This window comes from Stutzerimonas chloritidismutans AW-1, from assembly GCF_000495915.1.
Lineage (GTDB): Bacteria > Pseudomonadota > Gammaproteobacteria > Pseudomonadales > Pseudomonadaceae > Stutzerimonas > Stutzerimonas chloritidismutans.
This window is the reverse complement of the sequence record NZ_AOFQ01000048.1, coordinates 1-16,333: the sequence shown is the minus strand read 5'-3', so window position 1 is coordinate 16,333 and position 16,333 is coordinate 1. Positions and strand designations below refer to the sequence as shown.

At 66.4% G+C, this 16,333-nt stretch carries 14 protein-coding genes; all 14 read right to left on the bottom strand.

Annotated elements, in window-relative coordinates; translation table 11 throughout:
- Window positions 1-20: 20 nt before the first annotated feature.
- The gene (locus F753_RS39560) at window positions 21-1,283 is read right to left on the bottom strand and encodes an OprD family porin (protein ID WP_023445829.1); all 1,263 of its coding nucleotides are present in this window, start codon (window positions 1,281-1,283) and stop codon (window positions 21-23) included.
- A gap of 268 nt (window positions 1,284-1,551) precedes the next feature.
- Window positions 1,552-3,267, bottom strand: a complete 1,716-nt coding sequence (locus F753_RS39555) for a tannase/feruloyl esterase family alpha/beta hydrolase (RefSeq protein ID WP_031297926.1) — start codon at window positions 3,265-3,267, stop codon at window positions 1,552-1,554.
- A 252-nt stretch (window positions 3,268-3,519) separates the two neighbouring features.
- Window positions 3,520-3,918 carry a DoxX family protein gene (locus F753_RS39550; RefSeq protein ID WP_023445827.1) on the bottom strand — a complete coding sequence of 133 codons (399 nt, stop codon included), beginning with the start codon at window positions 3,916-3,918 and terminating at the stop codon, window positions 3,520-3,522.
- Window positions 3,919-4,029: 111 nt separating this feature from the next.
- Window positions 4,030-5,529 (bottom strand): sigma-54 interaction domain-containing protein, encoded by a 1,500-nt coding sequence (locus F753_RS39545; protein WP_023445826.1) that lies wholly within the window; start codon window positions 5,527-5,529, stop codon window positions 4,030-4,032.
- A gap of 207 nt (window positions 5,530-5,736) precedes the next feature.
- The gene (locus F753_RS39540; protein WP_023445825.1) at window positions 5,737-7,104 is read right to left on the bottom strand and encodes a TRAP transporter large permease; all 1,368 of its coding nucleotides are present in this window, start codon (window positions 7,102-7,104) and stop codon (window positions 5,737-5,739) included.
- Window positions 7,105-7,120: 16 nt separating this feature from the next.
- Window positions 7,121-7,723: a TRAP transporter small permease subunit gene (locus tag F753_RS39535; protein WP_023445824.1), complete on the bottom strand. Its 603-nt coding sequence runs from the start codon at window positions 7,721-7,723 to the stop codon at window positions 7,121-7,123.
- 73 nt (window positions 7,724-7,796) lie between these two features.
- The gene (locus F753_RS39530) at window positions 7,797-8,882 is read right to left on the bottom strand and encodes a TRAP transporter substrate-binding protein (RefSeq protein ID WP_023445823.1); all 1,086 of its coding nucleotides are present in this window, start codon (window positions 8,880-8,882) and stop codon (window positions 7,797-7,799) included.
- Between the two features lie 409 nt (window positions 8,883-9,291).
- Complete coding sequence (locus F753_RS39525; protein WP_014597531.1) at window positions 9,292-9,690, bottom strand: MerR family transcriptional regulator; 399 nt, start codon at window positions 9,688-9,690, stop codon at window positions 9,292-9,294.
- A 78-nt stretch (window positions 9,691-9,768) separates the two neighbouring features.
- Window positions 9,769-10,950 carry an acetyl-CoA C-acetyltransferase gene (locus F753_RS39520; RefSeq protein ID WP_023445822.1) on the bottom strand — a complete coding sequence of 394 codons (1,182 nt, stop codon included), beginning with the start codon at window positions 10,948-10,950 and terminating at the stop codon, window positions 9,769-9,771.
- A gap of 246 nt (window positions 10,951-11,196) precedes the next feature.
- Complete coding sequence (locus tag F753_RS39515) at window positions 11,197-11,826, bottom strand: CoA transferase subunit B (protein ID WP_023445821.1); 630 nt, start codon at window positions 11,824-11,826, stop codon at window positions 11,197-11,199.
- Window positions 11,827-11,830: 4 nt separating this feature from the next.
- Window positions 11,831-12,526 carry a CoA transferase subunit A gene (locus tag F753_RS39510; protein ID WP_023445820.1) on the bottom strand — a complete coding sequence of 232 codons (696 nt, stop codon included), beginning with the start codon at window positions 12,524-12,526 and terminating at the stop codon, window positions 11,831-11,833.
- Between the two features lie 86 nt (window positions 12,527-12,612).
- Window positions 12,613-13,512 carry a hydroxymethylglutaryl-CoA lyase gene (locus F753_RS39505; protein WP_023445819.1) on the bottom strand — a complete coding sequence of 300 codons (900 nt, stop codon included), beginning with the start codon at window positions 13,510-13,512 and terminating at the stop codon, window positions 12,613-12,615.
- A 158-nt stretch (window positions 13,513-13,670) separates the two neighbouring features.
- Entirely contained in the window at window positions 13,671-15,572 is a 1,902-nt protein-coding gene (locus F753_RS39500; RefSeq protein ID WP_023445818.1) for an acetyl/propionyl/methylcrotonyl-CoA carboxylase subunit alpha, read from the bottom strand.
- Window positions 15,573-15,996: 424 nt separating this feature from the next.
- A partial coding sequence (locus tag F753_RS39495; protein ID WP_023445817.1) for an enoyl-CoA hydratase-related protein occupies window positions 15,997-16,333 on the bottom strand: 337 nt, incomplete at its 5' end.

Genomic DNA, 16,333 nt, shown 5'->3' with positions numbered 1-16,333 from the left:
AGGTGCTGCGGCGTGGGTGCTTACCAGAGCGGCAGGCTGTAGCTGACGATAAAGCGGTTCTCGTCCAGGTCGCTGCCGAAGTTGCTGCGGGTGGTGGCGTTGCGCAGGCGCAGGCCGAGGTTCTTCAGCGGGCCGCTCTGGAACACGTAGGCGAGGTCGGTATTGCGTTCCCAGGTCTTGCCTTCGCTGGCGCCGGGGCCGCGGTCGACGTTGTCGCCGGAGAGGTAGCGCGTCATCAGGCTCAGGCCGGGGATGCCCATGGCGGCGAAGTCGTAGTCGTAGCGGACCTGCCAGGAGCGTTCGTCCTCGTTGCCGAAGTCGTTGATCTGCACCAGGTTGACCAGCGAGTTGTCGCTGCCGGCGATGTAGGCGAAGCCGGTGTCGCCGTTGAGTTGCTGGTAGCCGGCGCCGAAGGCGTGGCCGCCGAGCTTGTAGGTGAACATGGCGCCGAAGGCATCGGCGTCGACGTTGCTGCCGCCGTCGTCGGTCTGGTGCACGTAGCGCAGGTCTGTCTTGAAGCTCTGCTTGTCGCCGAGCGGCAGGACATGAACCAGGCCGAAGTTGTGCTCCTTGTAGATGCCGTCCAGCCCGCCGTAGAAGTAGCTGGTGCTGAGCTCGGGCGACCAGGCGTAGCGCGCGCCGGCGAAGAGGAATTCGTCGCTGCTGGTCTGGCTGCCGAACTGGATGTTGCGGCGGCCGCCGTTGAAGGCGGTCATTTCCTCGTTATCCGAGGAGTTGCGCTGGTTGACGCGGTCGAGCTTGCCGAGATCCAGGGTCAGGCCGTCGATCTCCTTGCTCTGCAGCCAGGCGCCGCGATAGGTCTGCGGCAGCAGGCGGCTGTCGTTGCGCATCACCACCGGCAGGATCGGTTGCAGGGTGCCGATGTGCAGGGTGGTGGCGGACCGTTTGGCCTTGGCCGTCACACCGGCGGAGCCGTAGTCGTCCTGGGCGCGGTTGGGCGCTTCGCGGTCGCTCTGCAGGATGCCGGTGCCGACGCGGTCGGGGCTGGAGTCGAGCTTCACGCCGAGCAGGCCGATGGCGTCCACGCCGAAGCCGATCGGGCCTTCGGTGTAGCCGGATTCCATTTTCAGCATGAAGCCCTGGGCCCATTCCTCGGCCTTGGACTGACCGTCGCCGGAACGGAAATCACGGTTCATGTAGAAGTTGCGCAGGTCGATGCTGGCCTTGCTGTCTTCGACGAAGGCGGCGCTGGCGGGGTGGGTGGCGATCACTACGGCGCCGCCGCAGATAATGTGGCAGAGGGACTTGTGGTGCAGTCGCATGGTATTTCCTCTTGTTGTTGTTTTGGGCCGCTCTCGGGCGGCTACAGGGCATAGAGCGAAAGGCGTGCCAGGCGCGGCGTTCGAGTGGCCCCCCGCCGCAATGGCGCGTGGTAGAGCGGTCTATGGGCGGTTGGCTGGGCTTGCCGCGCGGGGTGCGGTGCGTCCGTTGGACTGGACATGTATGGCGGACGGCGGTGTTCTGCGGGGTCGAGGTGTCCAGTCGGGCAGACTGGACGGCGCCGGCGACTGAGGCCGGCGCCGTGTCAGGTCAGCGCGTGCCCCTGCGACTCTTGACGCAGACGAAGCTCGACGCGGCGTTCACGTCGCCCTTGCCGACGTACTTCGGCCAGCCGGGGTATTCGCACAGCGGGCGGGTGCGGCCGGGCACGCCGACGCTGTCGGCAACGACCTGCCGGCGCGGCGCACGGCCCTGTTCGACCCAGTCTTCCAGCGCGCTCAGCGAATCCCAGGCGGCGTTGAACACCGTGCTGGCGGCGTGGCCGTAGCCGGGGATCTCGTAGTAGCGCAGGAAGTGCTTGGTCTTGCCGGGTCCCATGTCGCGACGCACGCGCTCGTAGTACTCGGCGGTGGCGCGGGTGCTCACCAGTTGGTCGGAAGTGCCGTGTGCCATGAGGATCTTGCCGCCGGTGCGGGCGAAGGCGGTGAGGTCGGTCCGGTTGACGTCCTGGCGCAGCGACAGCTCGCTGATGCGCGCCTGCCATGGACCGGGGTTTTGCGGGTCGAGGGTCAGCGAATTGAACGTGGGATTGCGCGTCACGAAGTAGCGCACCCATTCATCCCAGAAGCCCGAATGGTAGGGCGCGCCCTCGGCGAAGCCGGTGCCGTGCACGGGCATCGGATAGCTCGGCTGCAGGGTGTTGAGGCCGAGGCGGTTGACCACCAGCTGCAGGCCTTCACCTGGCCGGCCGAGGTCGGTGCCCCAGGTGTTGAAGCCGGGGTAGTGGGTCTCGCCGCTGGCCAGCCGGAAGTTGAAGCGGATCGGCGTGTTGAACACCCGCAGCGCCTGGATCTGCGCATCCGACAGGCAACGCTGCGAGGTATCGGCACCGCCCGGGCAGCGCAGCGGTTTGCCGTCTAGCTTGGCGCGGGCCGGGTCGAACTGCGCATTGCACGCGGCCTGATGGCTGATCACGCCGTCGCGCACGCCATCCAACTTGTCGCAGGCCTGCATCGCGGCTTCCAGCAGTGCGGCGCGCTTCTCCAGGCTGGGAAAGGCTCCGGGCTGGGCGAGGGCGCGGGTGATGCGGCCGAACTGCAGGTCCAGCGCCAGGGCGTTGTAGGCGGGGTAGAGGACGATGGCGCCGTTGAAGTCGGTCGGCCATTGCTGCACCACGGCCAGCGCCTCGCGGCCACCGGTGGAGCCGCCGGCGAAATAGCTGCGCTCGGGCGCGGCGCCGTAGCGTTGTTCGATCAGGTAGACGGCGGCATCGCGGGTTTTCTTCAGCGCGTCGTGGGCGTAGTTGGCTAGGGCTTCGTCGTTCCAGGCGAAGGAGCCGGGGCTCAGCGGATCGGCGACATGCCCGGAATCGCTGCCGAACACCGCGTAGCCACGGCCGAGCGGCGTGGGTTGATCGACCGGGCCGGCGGGTACGTTGCCGGCGACGTTCGGCACCGTGCCGTTGTAACCGCCGCCGCCGAACATCATCGCCTTGCGGTTCCACCGCTCGGGCAGCACCAGGCGCATGCTTATTGCCGGTGCGGCGGGATCGACCGGGCGAATCTCGGCGCTGAGGTCGCAATAGGCGCCAAACGTCTGCGGTGCGTTGCCGCCAGCGGCCACCGGGGTCGCCCCCGTGACACGGGCGCCGCTGGTGGGCAGGCCGATGGCCTGGGCTGGTATCTCGCGGCCAAGCAGTTCGGTGCAGGTCGCCGCCTGCACGGATTCGGCGGCAAGTAGCGACAGCGCCAATGGCGTCAGGCACAGCGCGCGGCGGGTAAATGGATTGCTACGGATAGGCATCATTAGGGCTTCCTTCTTGTTGTTGTCGAGCCGATGCGCCGGGTCGGGCGCATAAGCGCTCAAGCCAATGACATGCCAGCGGGCGGAAGGAGGCGAGAGCAGGCGATAGCCGGTCATCGCCGTCGGGGCGAGGGCTCTAGGGCGGGGATGCGGAAGCAGTGGAGGTGGGCAGCGAGATGTTCGGCGCGGCGGAGTTCAGGTGAAGCGATGTCCGGCGCGCTGGACGACTGTCCGCCGCGCCGGACACTCGGGTTGCTAGTTGTAGCGGCCGTTGATCCCGCCGACGCTGTAGCGCCCGGCGCCGAGCAGCATGATGGCCAGCGAGCCGAACAGGAACAGGCCCTGCAGTTCGATGGCCCAGCCGCCCATCGGCCCGATGTCGAACAGTTCGGCCCGGTGCGCCAGCGCCAGCGCGACGACCATGTTGCCCAGCATCAGCAGAGCGCCGAGGCGAGTATAAAGGCCAAGGATCACCAGCAGCGGTCCGACCACCTCACCCAGGTAGACGCCGTAGGCGAGGACCGTCGGCAGGCCCATGCCGGCCAGCATGCCACCGATGCCATCGACGCCGTGCAGCAGTTTGTGGATGCCGTGCAGCAGCATCAATACGCCGACCGAGAGCCTGAGAACCAGTTTGCCTGCATCGTCTGTCATCGTTGAGCGTCCCCTTGCGGCGCCGGGAATCGGCGGCCCTGCCTCCAATGTAGATCAGCCGCTGTGACATTGCCGCGTCGTCAACGACGGCCAAGCCGCGGGTTAGACCGCTCAGCGCTGGCTCAGGCCATGTTGCTGCAGCTTGCTGTAGAGGCTGGCGCGGGAGATGCCGAGCTCCATGGCGGCGCGCCGGCGGTTGCCCTTGCAGGCGGCCAGTGCGCTCTGCAGCGCGCGACGCTCGGCCTGGGCGATGGTCTGGGCCAGCGGTTGCAGCGGCAGTTCTTCGAGACTGGCTGCCGCTGCGGCTTGAACAGGTGGAGACACGGCTGCCAGATGGATGCTGGCGTCTACCGGGCGTGCCTGATCGCCGAGCAATGGCATCAAGTGTGCCGCCTGCAGCTGCGGGCCGTCGGCGGACAGTTGCGCGCGCTCCAGCAGATTGCCCAGCTCGCGCACGTTGCCGCGCCAGGGTTGCGCACAGAGCAGTGCCAGTGCCTCGGGGCTCAGCTCCATGGGCGGCTGGCCGGAGCGGTTGGCGATGTCGTCGAGCAGGTGCTCGACCACGGCGGGGATGTCGCTGGCGCGCTCGCGCAACGGCGGCACGCGCAGGGCGAGGACGTTGAGGCGGTAGTACAGGTCGTCGCGGAACTGGCCGGCGGCGACCTTGGCTTCCAAGTCGATATGCGTCGCGGCAATCACCCGCACGTTGAGCGCCTTGACCTGGTTGGAGCCGAGCGGCTCGACCTCCTGTTCCTGCAGCACGCGCAGCAGCTTGGCCTGTAGCGGCAGGGGCAGGTCGCCGATCTCGTCGAGGAACAGCGTGCCGCCATTGGCCACCTCGAACTTGCCGATGCGCGCCTTGCGGTCGGCGCCGGTAAAGGCGCCGGGGGCCGTGCCGAACAGCTCGGCCTCGACCAGGCTTTCCGGGATCGCCGCGACGTTCACCGCGACGAAGGGGCCGCGCGCCCGTGGCGACAGGTTGTGAATGCCCTGGGCCAGCAGCTCCTTGCCGGTGCCGGTTTCGCCGCGCAGCAGCACGGTGGCATCGAGCTGCGCCGCGCGCCGCGCCTGGCGCTTGATCTCGCTGGCGGCCGGGCTGTTACCGATGAAGCCGGCGATGGTGTAGCGCGCCCGGCGCGCCTTGGCCAGTTCGTTCTGGGTAGCGACCAGCTGCGTCTGCAGGCTGGTGTACTTGGACATCAGCGGCTTGAGGTGGCGGGCGCGGTCGAACAGCACGAAGCCCAGCGCGCCGACCAGGGTGCCGTCCTCGTCGCGCAGCGGAATGCGGGTGACGACGAAGTGCTCGTCGCCGAAGGCCATCAGGTCGATGATGCTCGGCAGGCCGCTTTCCACCACCTCGCGCAGGCGGCTGGCCGGCAGCACTTCCTCGATTTCCTTGCCGAGCACGCTGGCCGGATCGCGAATGCCGACCTTCTCGGCGTACTTGTCGTTGATCCAGACGATGCGCGCCTGGCGATTGACCGCGATGGTGCCCTCGCACTGCGCGTTCAGATGATCGAACAGCAGTGGCATGGCCACGGCACGGAAGCGTTCCGGCGAAACGCCGACGATCAGGCCGTGGTTGTCGAGTGCGTCGCGGGCAATGCTCATGGGCAGTCAGGGTCCGTTCTGGGGCGACCGATTATGGTTGGCCCCGGCTGCCACGGGCAAGGCAGCCGGAGGACGTTGGAGACGCTGGAGAAAACGTTGCCGAGGCAGGCAAGACAAGGCAGAAGCGGCCGAAGAAGCGGAGTTTACGTGTTGTAAATGAGCATTCTGAGGCCGGTTCTAACGCAGTATTGCCAACGCAGGTAGTTTTCAGGGGCTATACACTTCGTTGGGCAGCCAGGTGGCCAGCGGCGCGAAATAGAACACCAAGGCCAGACCGATCAGCTGGATGATGATGTACGGCAGCACGCCGAGGTAGACATCGCGGGTGGTGATGCCCGGCGGGCAGACGCCCTTGATGTAGAACAACGCGAAGCCCACCGGCGGGGTGAGAAACGAAGTCTGCAGGCAGAGCGCGAAGAGAATCGCGAACCACAGCGGATCGACGCCCATGGAGAACAGCACCGGCGCCACCAGCGGCAGGATGATCAGGGTGATCTCTACCCAATCGAGGAAGAACCCCAGCAGGAAGGTGATTGCCAGCACGGTGAGCAGTACGCCGGTCTGGCCGAACGGCAGGCCGGTGAGCGCCGCGCGGATCACGTCGTCGCCACCCAGGCCGCGCAGCACGGCGGCGAAAACCGTGGCGCCGATGAAGATGCCGAAGATGAACGCGGCGGTGCGGCTGGTCTGGTACAGCGCATCCTTGAGCACCGGCAGGTTCAGCCGGCGGCTGGCCGCTGCCATCAACAGTGCACCGAAGGCGCCGACGGCGGAGGCCTCGGTGGTGGTGGCGATACCGAAGAAGATCGAGCCGAGCACAGCGAAGATCAGTGCCAGCGGCGGCACCACGGCCCAGAACACGTCGAGCAGGGCACGGGCGTCGAGCTTCGGCCGGTTGACCGGGGCCGGGGCGAAGTCCTTCTTCAGCCAGGCGGCGATCACGATGTAGAGGATGTACATCAGCGCCAGCATCATCCCCGGGATCAACGCGCCCATGAACAGCTTGCCCACCGAGGCTTCCGAGGTGCCGAGGCGGTCGGCCATCAGCACCAGCATGATGCTCGGCGGAATCAGGATGCCCAGGGTGCCCACCGAGCAGGCGGTGCCCACCGCCAGGCTCTTGTTGTAGTTGGCCTGCAGCATCGGCCCGATGGAGAGCATGCCGAGCAGCGCCACCGAGGCGCCGACGATGCCGGTGGAGGCGGCGAGCAGGATGCCGACCACCACCACGGTCACCGCGTAGCCGCCGCGCAGCGGGCCGAGCACGCGCACTAGGCTGTGCATCAGGCGTTCGGCGATGCCGGAGCGGTCGAGCATGATGCCCATGAAGATGAACAGCGGCAGGGCCACCATCAGCTCATTGGCGACGATGCCGTAGATGCGCGCGTCGAGCACGCCGATGGTGCCGTCCCAGGTAAACCAGAGATTGGCGTCGAAGTGTTCCACCAGCACATAGCCGACCACGGCGAACAGCAGGCCGATGCCGGCCAGCGACCAGGCGACCGGGAAGCCGAGCAGCAGCAGGCCCATGAAGCTGGCGAACATGGCGATGACGAGGATTTCTTCCAGACCCATGATTGCGACTACTCCATCAGGGCTGCGAACGAGTGCGGTCGCGCTCGTCCGAGGGGGCCGTCAGGGCCCGCGGGAAATTGAACAGCAGGGTGCTGCAGCGCAACGCGCGGGACAGCAGCGCCAGCGCCAGCAGGGCGAGGCCGATGGGCAGCACGCTCTTGAAGATGAAGCGATGGGGCAGCCCGCTGGGTGCCTGGGAGCGCTCGTTGTAGAGGTAGGCCTTGTAGGCGTAGGGAATCAGCGCATCGATCATCAGCGCGATCACCGGCAGCGCCAGCAGAACGATGGCGACCAGCTCGATCCAGGCGCGGCTGCGCAGACTGAAGCGTTCGCTCAGCACATCGACACGCACATGGTCGTCGCGCACTACGGCATAGGCGAGGGCAAGCATCAGCGCGGCGCCGAACAGGTGCCAGGACATTTCCTCCAGCGCGATGGAACCACGCGAGAGGGCGAAGCGGCTGAACACATTGGCCAGCACGACCAGCAGCACCGCTAGCCAGAGCCAGGCGCTGGCTTCGCCGATGGCCACCAGCAGGCGATCCAGCGGCCGCGAGATGCGGTTGTACGGCAGCGCGGCGGGCGCTGGCGCATCGGGAGAGACGGGCTTGAAGGACACGGCGGACCTCGGAATCTCGGCACAGGGGTAGGAGGCGGGCACGTCGCCGTGCCCGCGGGCTGCAGTACAGCTGTCAGTCGTACTTGTAGAAGTCGCGCGGCAGATAGCCCATGCCGTGCCAGATCGAGTGGTGCTGCATGAACTCGCGCTGGCTGGTCAGGACGCGCTTGAACATCTCGTCCTTGGCGGCCATCTCGTCGAGCACCTCGTCGGTGACCTTTTGCAGCTCGCGCAGTACCGGCTCAGGCAGCACTTGGGCCTTCACGCCCTGCTTCTGGTAGTCACGCAGCGCGGTCGGCTGGGCCCACTCGCTTTCGGCAAAGCCCTTGAGGGTGGCCGACTCGCAACCCATCTCGATGAGTGCGCGGCTTTCCGGTGCGAGCTTGTCCCAGACGTCCTTGTTCACCAGCAGGTGCGAGGTGGTCAGCGTCTGGTGCCAGCCGGGCATGATGTAGTTCTTGATGATCTGGTCCAGGCCGAGCATCTTGTCCACCGCCGGCTGCGAGAACTCGGTGGCGTCGATGGTCTTGCGCTCCAGCGCCTGGTAGATCTCGCCGCCCGGCACCATGGTCACCGAGGCGCCGAGCTTTTCCAGCACCTTGCCGCCGATACCGGCGAAGCGGATGCGCAGGCCGTCGAAGTCGTCCAGCTTCTCGATGGGCTTGGCGAACCAGCCGGCGCCTTCCGGGCCGATGATGCTGCACAGCATCGGGTGGATGTTGCGCTCGGCGTAGATCTCCTCGAGCAGCTTCTTGCCGTCGCCCTGGTAGTACCAGGCCAGGTGCGCCGGCGGCTCCATGTTGAACGGCGCGCCGGAGTACAGCGGCAGGGCCGGGATGGTGCCCTGGTCGTAGCCGATCCAGGTGTAGCCGGCCGGGTACTTGCCGCTGCTCACCGCATCCATGATCTCGAACGGCGGCACCAGCTCGCCCGGCTCGTAGTAGCGCAGCTGGATGTCGCCGCCCGACACGGCCTTGAGCGATTCGGAAAGATGCTTGACCGGAGTGGAGAGGCCGATCAGGTGGGAAGGGAAGGCCAGCGGCACCTGCCAGCGGATCTTTTCCGCGGCGCTGGCGACGCCACTGAACAGGCTGGCGCCGAGCAGGGTGGTCGCACCGATGGCGCAGGCGATACGGGAGAGTTTGTTCTTGGTCGACATGCAGGTTTCCTTCTTGTTGTTGTTCTGGTGCCCGGGGGCGGACGCGTAACCGCCCGTGGGTCGAGGGCGTTAACAGGCCAGAACAAGAACAGAGGCCGAGCCGATGCTGCCGATCCGGCGCCAGTCTTGTTCTTTGGTTTGTTCTGGCGTCGCAGGGTGGATTGCAGGTTCTGTGCCTATCGCTCGCGAGCGAGGAAAGGCGCGCTCTGCAGCGGCATTCGGATGATTGCAGGGCGATAGCGGTGTCCGCTGCGGCAGACACTGCTCAGGTGAACATGCGGCGGTGTCCGGAATTCTGGAACATGTCCAGTTCCATGGACATCCGCAATGGCTGACTGCTGGACAAACAAAATCCGGCGTTGCGCGGGGCGCGACGCAGAATCAAAGGAGTAGAGCGGAGGGGGTGCGATCAGCTGGCGGCTTGCTTGGCCAGGGTGCTTTCCAGGGCGCTGCGGCAGCGCTCCTCGGCGGTGTCCAGTTCCAGTTGCATCTGCTGGATGTCGAGCAGTTGCTGCTCCAGCTGCTGGCGCCGCTCGGCGATCATCTGCAGCATGATGTTCAGCTGCTTCTGGTTGCCGGCCTTGGGATCGTAGAGCTCGATCAGCGTCTTGCATTCAGCCAGCGAGAAGCCGATGCGCTTGCCGCGCAGGATCAGCTTCAGCGCGACGCGATCCTTGGGTGAATAGATGCGTTCCTGACCGCGGCGGGTCGGCGTGAGCATGCCCTGTTCTTCGTAGAAGCGGATGGCGCGAGTGGTGATGTCCAGCTCATTGGCCAGGTCGGAAATACTGTAGGTCTGTTTCGCCATGATTCCTTCCGATCATCCTCTGTCGCGCCCGGTGATCCGGGCGCGTGTCTGCCAGCATGCCCTGCCGCGACGGTGCGCTCAGGGGCGTTCGACTGCCAAGGCTACTCCCTGGCCACCACCGATGCACAGTGTTGCCAGGCCCTTGCGAACGTCGCGGCGCTGCATCTCGTGCAGCAGCGTCACCAGGATGCGGCAGCCCGAGGCACCGATCGGGTGGCCGAGGGCGATGGCGCCGCCGTTCACGTTGACCTTATCGGCATCCCAGCCCAATTCCTTACCCACCGACAGCGCCTGAACGGCGAAGGCTTCGTTGGCTTCGATCAGGTCCAGTTCGGCCAGCGACCAGCTGGCTTTTTCCAGGCAGCGGCGGGTAGCGGAAACCGGGCCGATGCCCATGATCGCCGGGTCGACGCCAGCGTTGGCGTAACCGGCGATCTTCGCCAGCACCGGCAGGCCCAGGGCCACGGCCTTGCTGGCGCTCATCAGCACCACCGCGGCGGCTCCGTCGTTGAGGGTCGAAGCGTTGCCGGCGGTGACGCTGCCGTCTTTCTTGAACGCTGCGCGCAGGCCGCCGAGGGAGTCGGCCGTAGTGCCGGCGCGGGGCTGCTCGTCACGGGCGAAGGCGAGCGGCTCGCCCTTGCGCTGGGGAATCATGACCGGGGTGATCTCGGCATCGAAGCGGCCGCTTTCGATGGCGGCGGCGGCACGCTGCTGCGACTGCGCGGCGAAGGCGTCCTGCTGGGCGCGGTCGATGCCGTACTTGTCGGCCAGATTCTCTGCGGTGATGCCCATGTGGTAGCCGTTGAAGGCGTCCCACAGGCCGTCGGTGATCATGCTGTCGACCATCTGTGCGTGGCCCATGCGCAGGCCGGTGCGCGCGCCGGGCATGACGTAGGGCGCCAGGCTCATGTTCTCCATACCGCCAGCGATGACCACGTCGGCGTCGCCGCAGCGGATCGCCTGCACGGCCAGGTGCACGGCCTTGAGGCCCGAGCCGCAGACCTTGTTCAGTGTCATGGCCGGTACCGCGTGCGGCAGGCCGGCCTTGATCGAGGCCTGGCGCGCGGTGTTCTGACCGGCGCCGGCGGTGAGCACATGACCGAGGATGACTTCATCGACCTGGGCCGGGTCGATGCCGGTTTTTTCCAGCAGCGCGCGGATCACGGTGGCGCCGAGTTCGACCGCCGGCACATTGGCCAGCGCGCCCTGGAAACTGCCGATGGCGGTGCGGGTTGCAGCTACGATGACGACGTCTTGCATGACGGACTCCGAATTAAAAGGCGCTACGCTGGGGCGTAACGCGAGGGCCAGGCGCGCGGCCTGACTCCGGGAAAGGGTGCCCTCGAACGACACAGGAGAAGCGGCCTCGCAGGCCGGCCAATGCCGCAGTATACGGGCGCCTAAGTGACTGGCCAGTGCTGGCGCGCCGCCGGCTTGTTGCGTTCGGGGCAGGCGGGAAAACGCGGCGGGCAAAGGTTGCTCCGGCGTCCTTCCCGCACCCAGGTTTCAGCGATGGATCGGGCTGCCGGTGGCCTCTTGCAACTCCTCGAAGCTGACGCCTTCGGCCAGCTCCACCAGCTTCAGGCCCTGCTCGGTGACGTCCAGTACGCCGAGGTCGGTGATGATCCGGTCGACCACGCCGAGACCGGTCAGTGGCAGGTCGCAGGCCGGCAGGATCTTGTGCGCGCCGCCCTTGGCGGTGTGCTCCATCAGCACTACGACGCGCTTGACGCCGGCTACCAGATCCATCGCGCCGCCCATGCCCTTGACCATCTTGCCGGGGATCATCCAGTTGGCCAGGTCGCCCTTTTCCGACACCTGCATGGCGCCGAGGATGGCCAGGTTGATGTGGCCGCCGCGGATCATGGCAAAGCTCTGCGCGTTGTCGAAGAAGCTCGAGCCGGGCAGGGCGGTAACGGTCTGCTTGCCGGCGTTGATCAGGTCCGGGTCGATCTCTTCCTCGGTCGGGAAGGGGCCGATGCCGAGCAGGCCGTTCTCGCTCTGCAGCCAGACGTCCATGCCTTCGGGGATGTAGTTGGCTACCAGGGTCGGCAGGCCGATACCGAGGTTGACGTAGAAGCCGTCCTGCAGCTCCTGGGCGGCGCGTTGCGCCATCTGTTCACGTGTCCAGGCCATGGTCTCAGCTCCTCACCGTGCGTTTTTCGATGCGTTTTTCCGGGCTCGGGTTGTGCACGATGCGATGCACGTAGATGCCCGGCAGGTGGATCTGGTCAGGGTCCAGCTCGCCGGTCTCGACGATCTCCTCCACCTCGACGACGCAGACCTCGCCGGCCATGGCGGCCAGCGGGTTGAAGTTACGCGCGGTCTTGCGAAACAGCAGGTTGCCGGCCTTGTCGGCCTTCCACGCCTTGACCAGCGCAAGGTCCGCGGTCAGCGATTCCTCCATCACGTACCACTCGCCGTTGAACTGGCGGGTTTCCTTGCCTTCGGCCACCAGGGTGCCGTAGCCGGTCTTGGTGTAGAACGCCGGAATGCCCGCACCGCCTGCACGCAGCTTCTCGGCCAGGGTGCCCTGCGGGGTGAATTCCAGGGCCAGCTCGCCGGCCAGGTACTGGCGCTCGAACTCCTTGTTCTCACCCACGTAGGAGGAAACCATCTTGCTGATCTGCCGCGTCTCCAACAGCAGGCCGAGACCGAAGCCGTCGACGCCGGCGTTATTGCTGATGGCAGTCAGGTCTTTCTTGCCGCTGTCGCGCAGGGCGGCGATCAGCTGCTCGGGGATGCCGCACAGGCCGAAGCCGCCGACGGCGATGGTCATGCCGTCCTCGACCAGGCCTTCCAGGGCGTGGGCGGCGCTGGGGTAAATCTTGTTCATGAATTACCTCTACTTGTTGTTCTGTCTGTGCCGGGTGGTCCGATAGATGGCCGCCCAACGAATAGGGTTTAGCAAAATCGGTGCCGCTAACCGGCCTGCCTGGCGCGGGCGACCCGCGAACCATTGGCACGCCCCAGCAGCTGGCTGATGCGCTGGCCGGCGCCGATCAACGCATCGAGGTCGATGCCGGTGGCTATGTCCAGCCCGTTGAACATGTACAGCACGTCTTCGCTGGCGACATTGCCGCTGGCGCCTTTGGCGTAGGGGCAACCGCCGAGACCGGCGACCGAGCTGTCGAACACCGCGATGCCTTCCAGCAGGCTGGCGTAGATATTCGCCAGCGCCTGGCCGTAGGTGTCGTGGAAATGCCCGGCCAACCGTTCGCGCGGCACCTCACGGGCCACGGTATCGAACAGGGAGCGGGTCTTGCCCGGTGTGCCGGTGCCGATGGTGTCGCCCAGGGAAACCTCGTAGCAGCCCATGGCATACAGCTCGCGGGCAACTTCGGCGACCTTGGCTGGCGCCACTTCACCTTCGTAGGGGCAGCCGAGCACGCAGGAAACGTAGCCACGCACACGGATGTCCTGCTCGCGGGCAGCCTCCATCAGCGGCGCGAAGCGCGCCAGGCTCTCGGCGATGGAGCAGTTGATGTTCTTTTGCGAGAAGGCTTCGGAGGCCGCACCGAACACCGCGACTTCCTTCACGCCGGCCTCGATGGCCGCCTCCAGACCCTTCATGTTGGGCGTCAGCGCCGCGTAGGTGACACCGGCCTTGCGCTGGATTTGCGCGAAGACCTCGGCGGAGCCCGCCATCTGCGGCACCCACTTGGGTGAGACGAAGCTGCCGACTTCGATATAGGACAGCCCTGCGGCGCTGAGGTCGTCCACCAGGCGCACCTTGTCCGCCACGCTGATGGGCTGCTGCTCGTTCTGCAGACCGTCACGCGGGCCGACTTCCACCAGCCGGACCTGTTTGGGCAGGCTCATATGTCCTCCTGGGGTGAGCGCGATTGGCGGGCTCACCGGTTTATGTGTGTCAGCCGAGGCGTCCGGCTACCGGTGGAAAAGCCTGCGGCGTTTTCCACCCTACTGGTTGCGGGGGACGTAGGTGAACAACGGCGAAGCCTTGCTCACCATGGCGACCGTCACGCCTCTTCCATCTCCAGCAGCACCGCGCCTTCGCTGACCATTTCGCCTTCGCTGCAGAACAGGCTCTTGACTACGCCTGCCTGGGCGCTGCGGATGCTGTGTTCCATCTTCATTGCTTCCAGCACGATCAGCGCGGTGCCGGCCTCGACATGCTGACCGGCCTCCACCAATACACGAACGATGCTGCCGTTCATCGGTGCGGTCAGGCCGCCGTGATGCTGGTGGCTGGCCTCGGCTTCAGCAATGGGGTCGAAGGTGCGCACAGCCAGCCATTCGCCGTTCCACTGCAGGTACAGCGCATCGCCCTGGCGGATCGCCTTGGGCGTGCGGACGTTTGGCTGCGGCGCTGCCGGATCGACCTTCAGCCGGCGGCTTTCGCCATTGCACTGCAGGTGCAGGCTGATCTGCGCCGGCATGCCGAAACGCAACCCGTCGCGTTTGGACCACGGCGAATGGGCATCGTCGCCGCGTACCTTGGTCGGTTCGGTCTGCACGAAGCACTCCGCAGCCTGCTGCCAAAACGCATCGGATAGCTCGCCAGCCGGACGCAGCAATTCGCTTTCGTGACGCGGGATAAAGCCGGTATCCAGCTCGGCCTCGGCGAAGGCGCGGTGGCCGACGACGCGGCGCAGGAACGCGAGGTTGGTGCGCACGCCGCCGACGGCGGTCTCGTCGAGCATGGCCAGCAGGCGCAGACGCGCTTCCTCGCGGTTCTCGCCCCAGGCGATCAGCTTGCCGAGCATCGGGTCGTAGAACGGCGACACGGTATCGCCCTCGGCGACGCCGCTGTCGACGCGACGGCCCGGGCCATCCGCCGCTTCACGATAGAGATCGAGGGTGCCGGTGGCGGGGAGGAAATCGTTGTCCGGATCCTCGGCGTACAGCCGTACCTCGATGGCATGGCCGATCAGCGGCACTTGCTCCTGGCTGATCGGCAGCGGCTCGCCGCGGGCGACGCGAATCTGCCAGGCGACCAGATCGAGGCCGGTGATGGCTTCGGTGACCGGGTGCTCGACCTGCAGGCGGGTATTCATTTCCATAAAGAAGAATTCGCCACGGGCATCCAGCAGAAATTCCACCGTGCCGGCACCGACGTAGCCGATGGCCTTGGCCGCCTTTACCGCAGCTTCACCCATGGCGCGGCGCAGCTCGGGGGAGAGGCCTGGCGCCGGCGCCTCTTCAACCACTTTCTGATGGCGGCGCTGGATCGAGCAGTCGCGTTCGTTCAGGTACAGGCAGTTGCCGTGCTGATCGGCGAAGACCTGGATTTCCACATGGCGCGGCTTGAGGACGTATTTCTCGACCAGCATGCGCGAATCGCCGAACGACGACTGCGCCTCGCGCTGGGCGGACGCCAGCGCCTCGGCCAGGTCCGCCTCGCGCTCGACTACCTTCATGCCCTTGCCGCCACCACCGGCGGTGGCCTTGAGCAGCACCGGGTAACCGATCTTTTCCGCGGCGGCACGGAAGGTTTCCACGTCCTGCGCCTCGCCGTGGTAGCCCGGTACCAGCGGCACGCCGGCTTCTTCCATCAGCGCCTTGGCGGCGGACTTGCTGCCCATGGCGTCGATGGCGGAGGCGGGTGGGCCGAGGAAGATCAGCCCGGCCTGTTCGATGGCGCGGGCGAACTCGGCGTTCTCCGAGAGAAAGCCGTAGCCCGGGTGGATCGCCTGGGCGCCGCTGGCCTTGGCCGCATCAATCAGTTTGTCCACGCGTAGATAGCTGTCGGCCGGCTTTGCGCCGCCGAGGTCGATGCGGATATCGGCTTCGCGGGCGTGGCGCGCGCTGGCGTCGATGGCGCTGTGCACGGCAACGGTGGTCAGGCCCATGGCCTTGGCGGTGCGCATTACGCGGCAGGCGATCTCGCCGCGGTTGGCAACCAGGAGGGTGGTAATCATTGTTGTGATTCCTGCGTGGCCTGGAAGACGTTTCCCCTCACCCTAGCCCTCTCCCCTGAGGGGCGAGGGGATGACGGAGTGGGGCGAAGCAATGAAGTGGTTCGGCAATGATTGGCGTGACCGGTTGATGTGCGATCAGCGGCATGAGCGCGGACGATATGGTTAGGCAGCCGCTCCCAAACCCCACACAACCCAACCCCATCTCCCTCTTGGGGAGCGGGCCGGGGCGAGGGGGAGTTGCTACGCACATGCACTCCCGCCCAGCCATTGCACAGACCAACTCCCTCTCCCCCTTGGGGATAGGGCTGGGGCGAGGGGGCGGTGCCAAGGACCGACACAGCCGCCCGACCACCACACAACGCAACCCTCTCACCGCGCGTACGCGACAACGTATACGAGCGAGCACCCCACAGAAGCCCAGTCATCACGCGCGCTCCTGCCAGGCGGGCGTGCGTTTTTCCAGGAAGGCGCTCAGGCCTTCCTGACCTTCCGAGCTGGTGCGCAGGCGCGCAATGGCCTGTTCGGTGGTCTGGCGCAGGTCGGCGCTGAAATCGCCATCACCCACTTCCAGCAGCAGGTCCTTGCAAGCCTTGAGCGCCTGCGGGCTGTTGAGCAGCAGGTTGTCGACCCACTGCTCGAGCGCGGCGTCCAGTTCACTGGCCGGGTAGGTCTCGGCAAGCAGGCCGAGTTCGCGGGCACGCTTACCGTCGAAGCGTTCGGCGGTCAGCGCGTAGCGGCGGGGGGGGGGCTCGCCGGCGGGC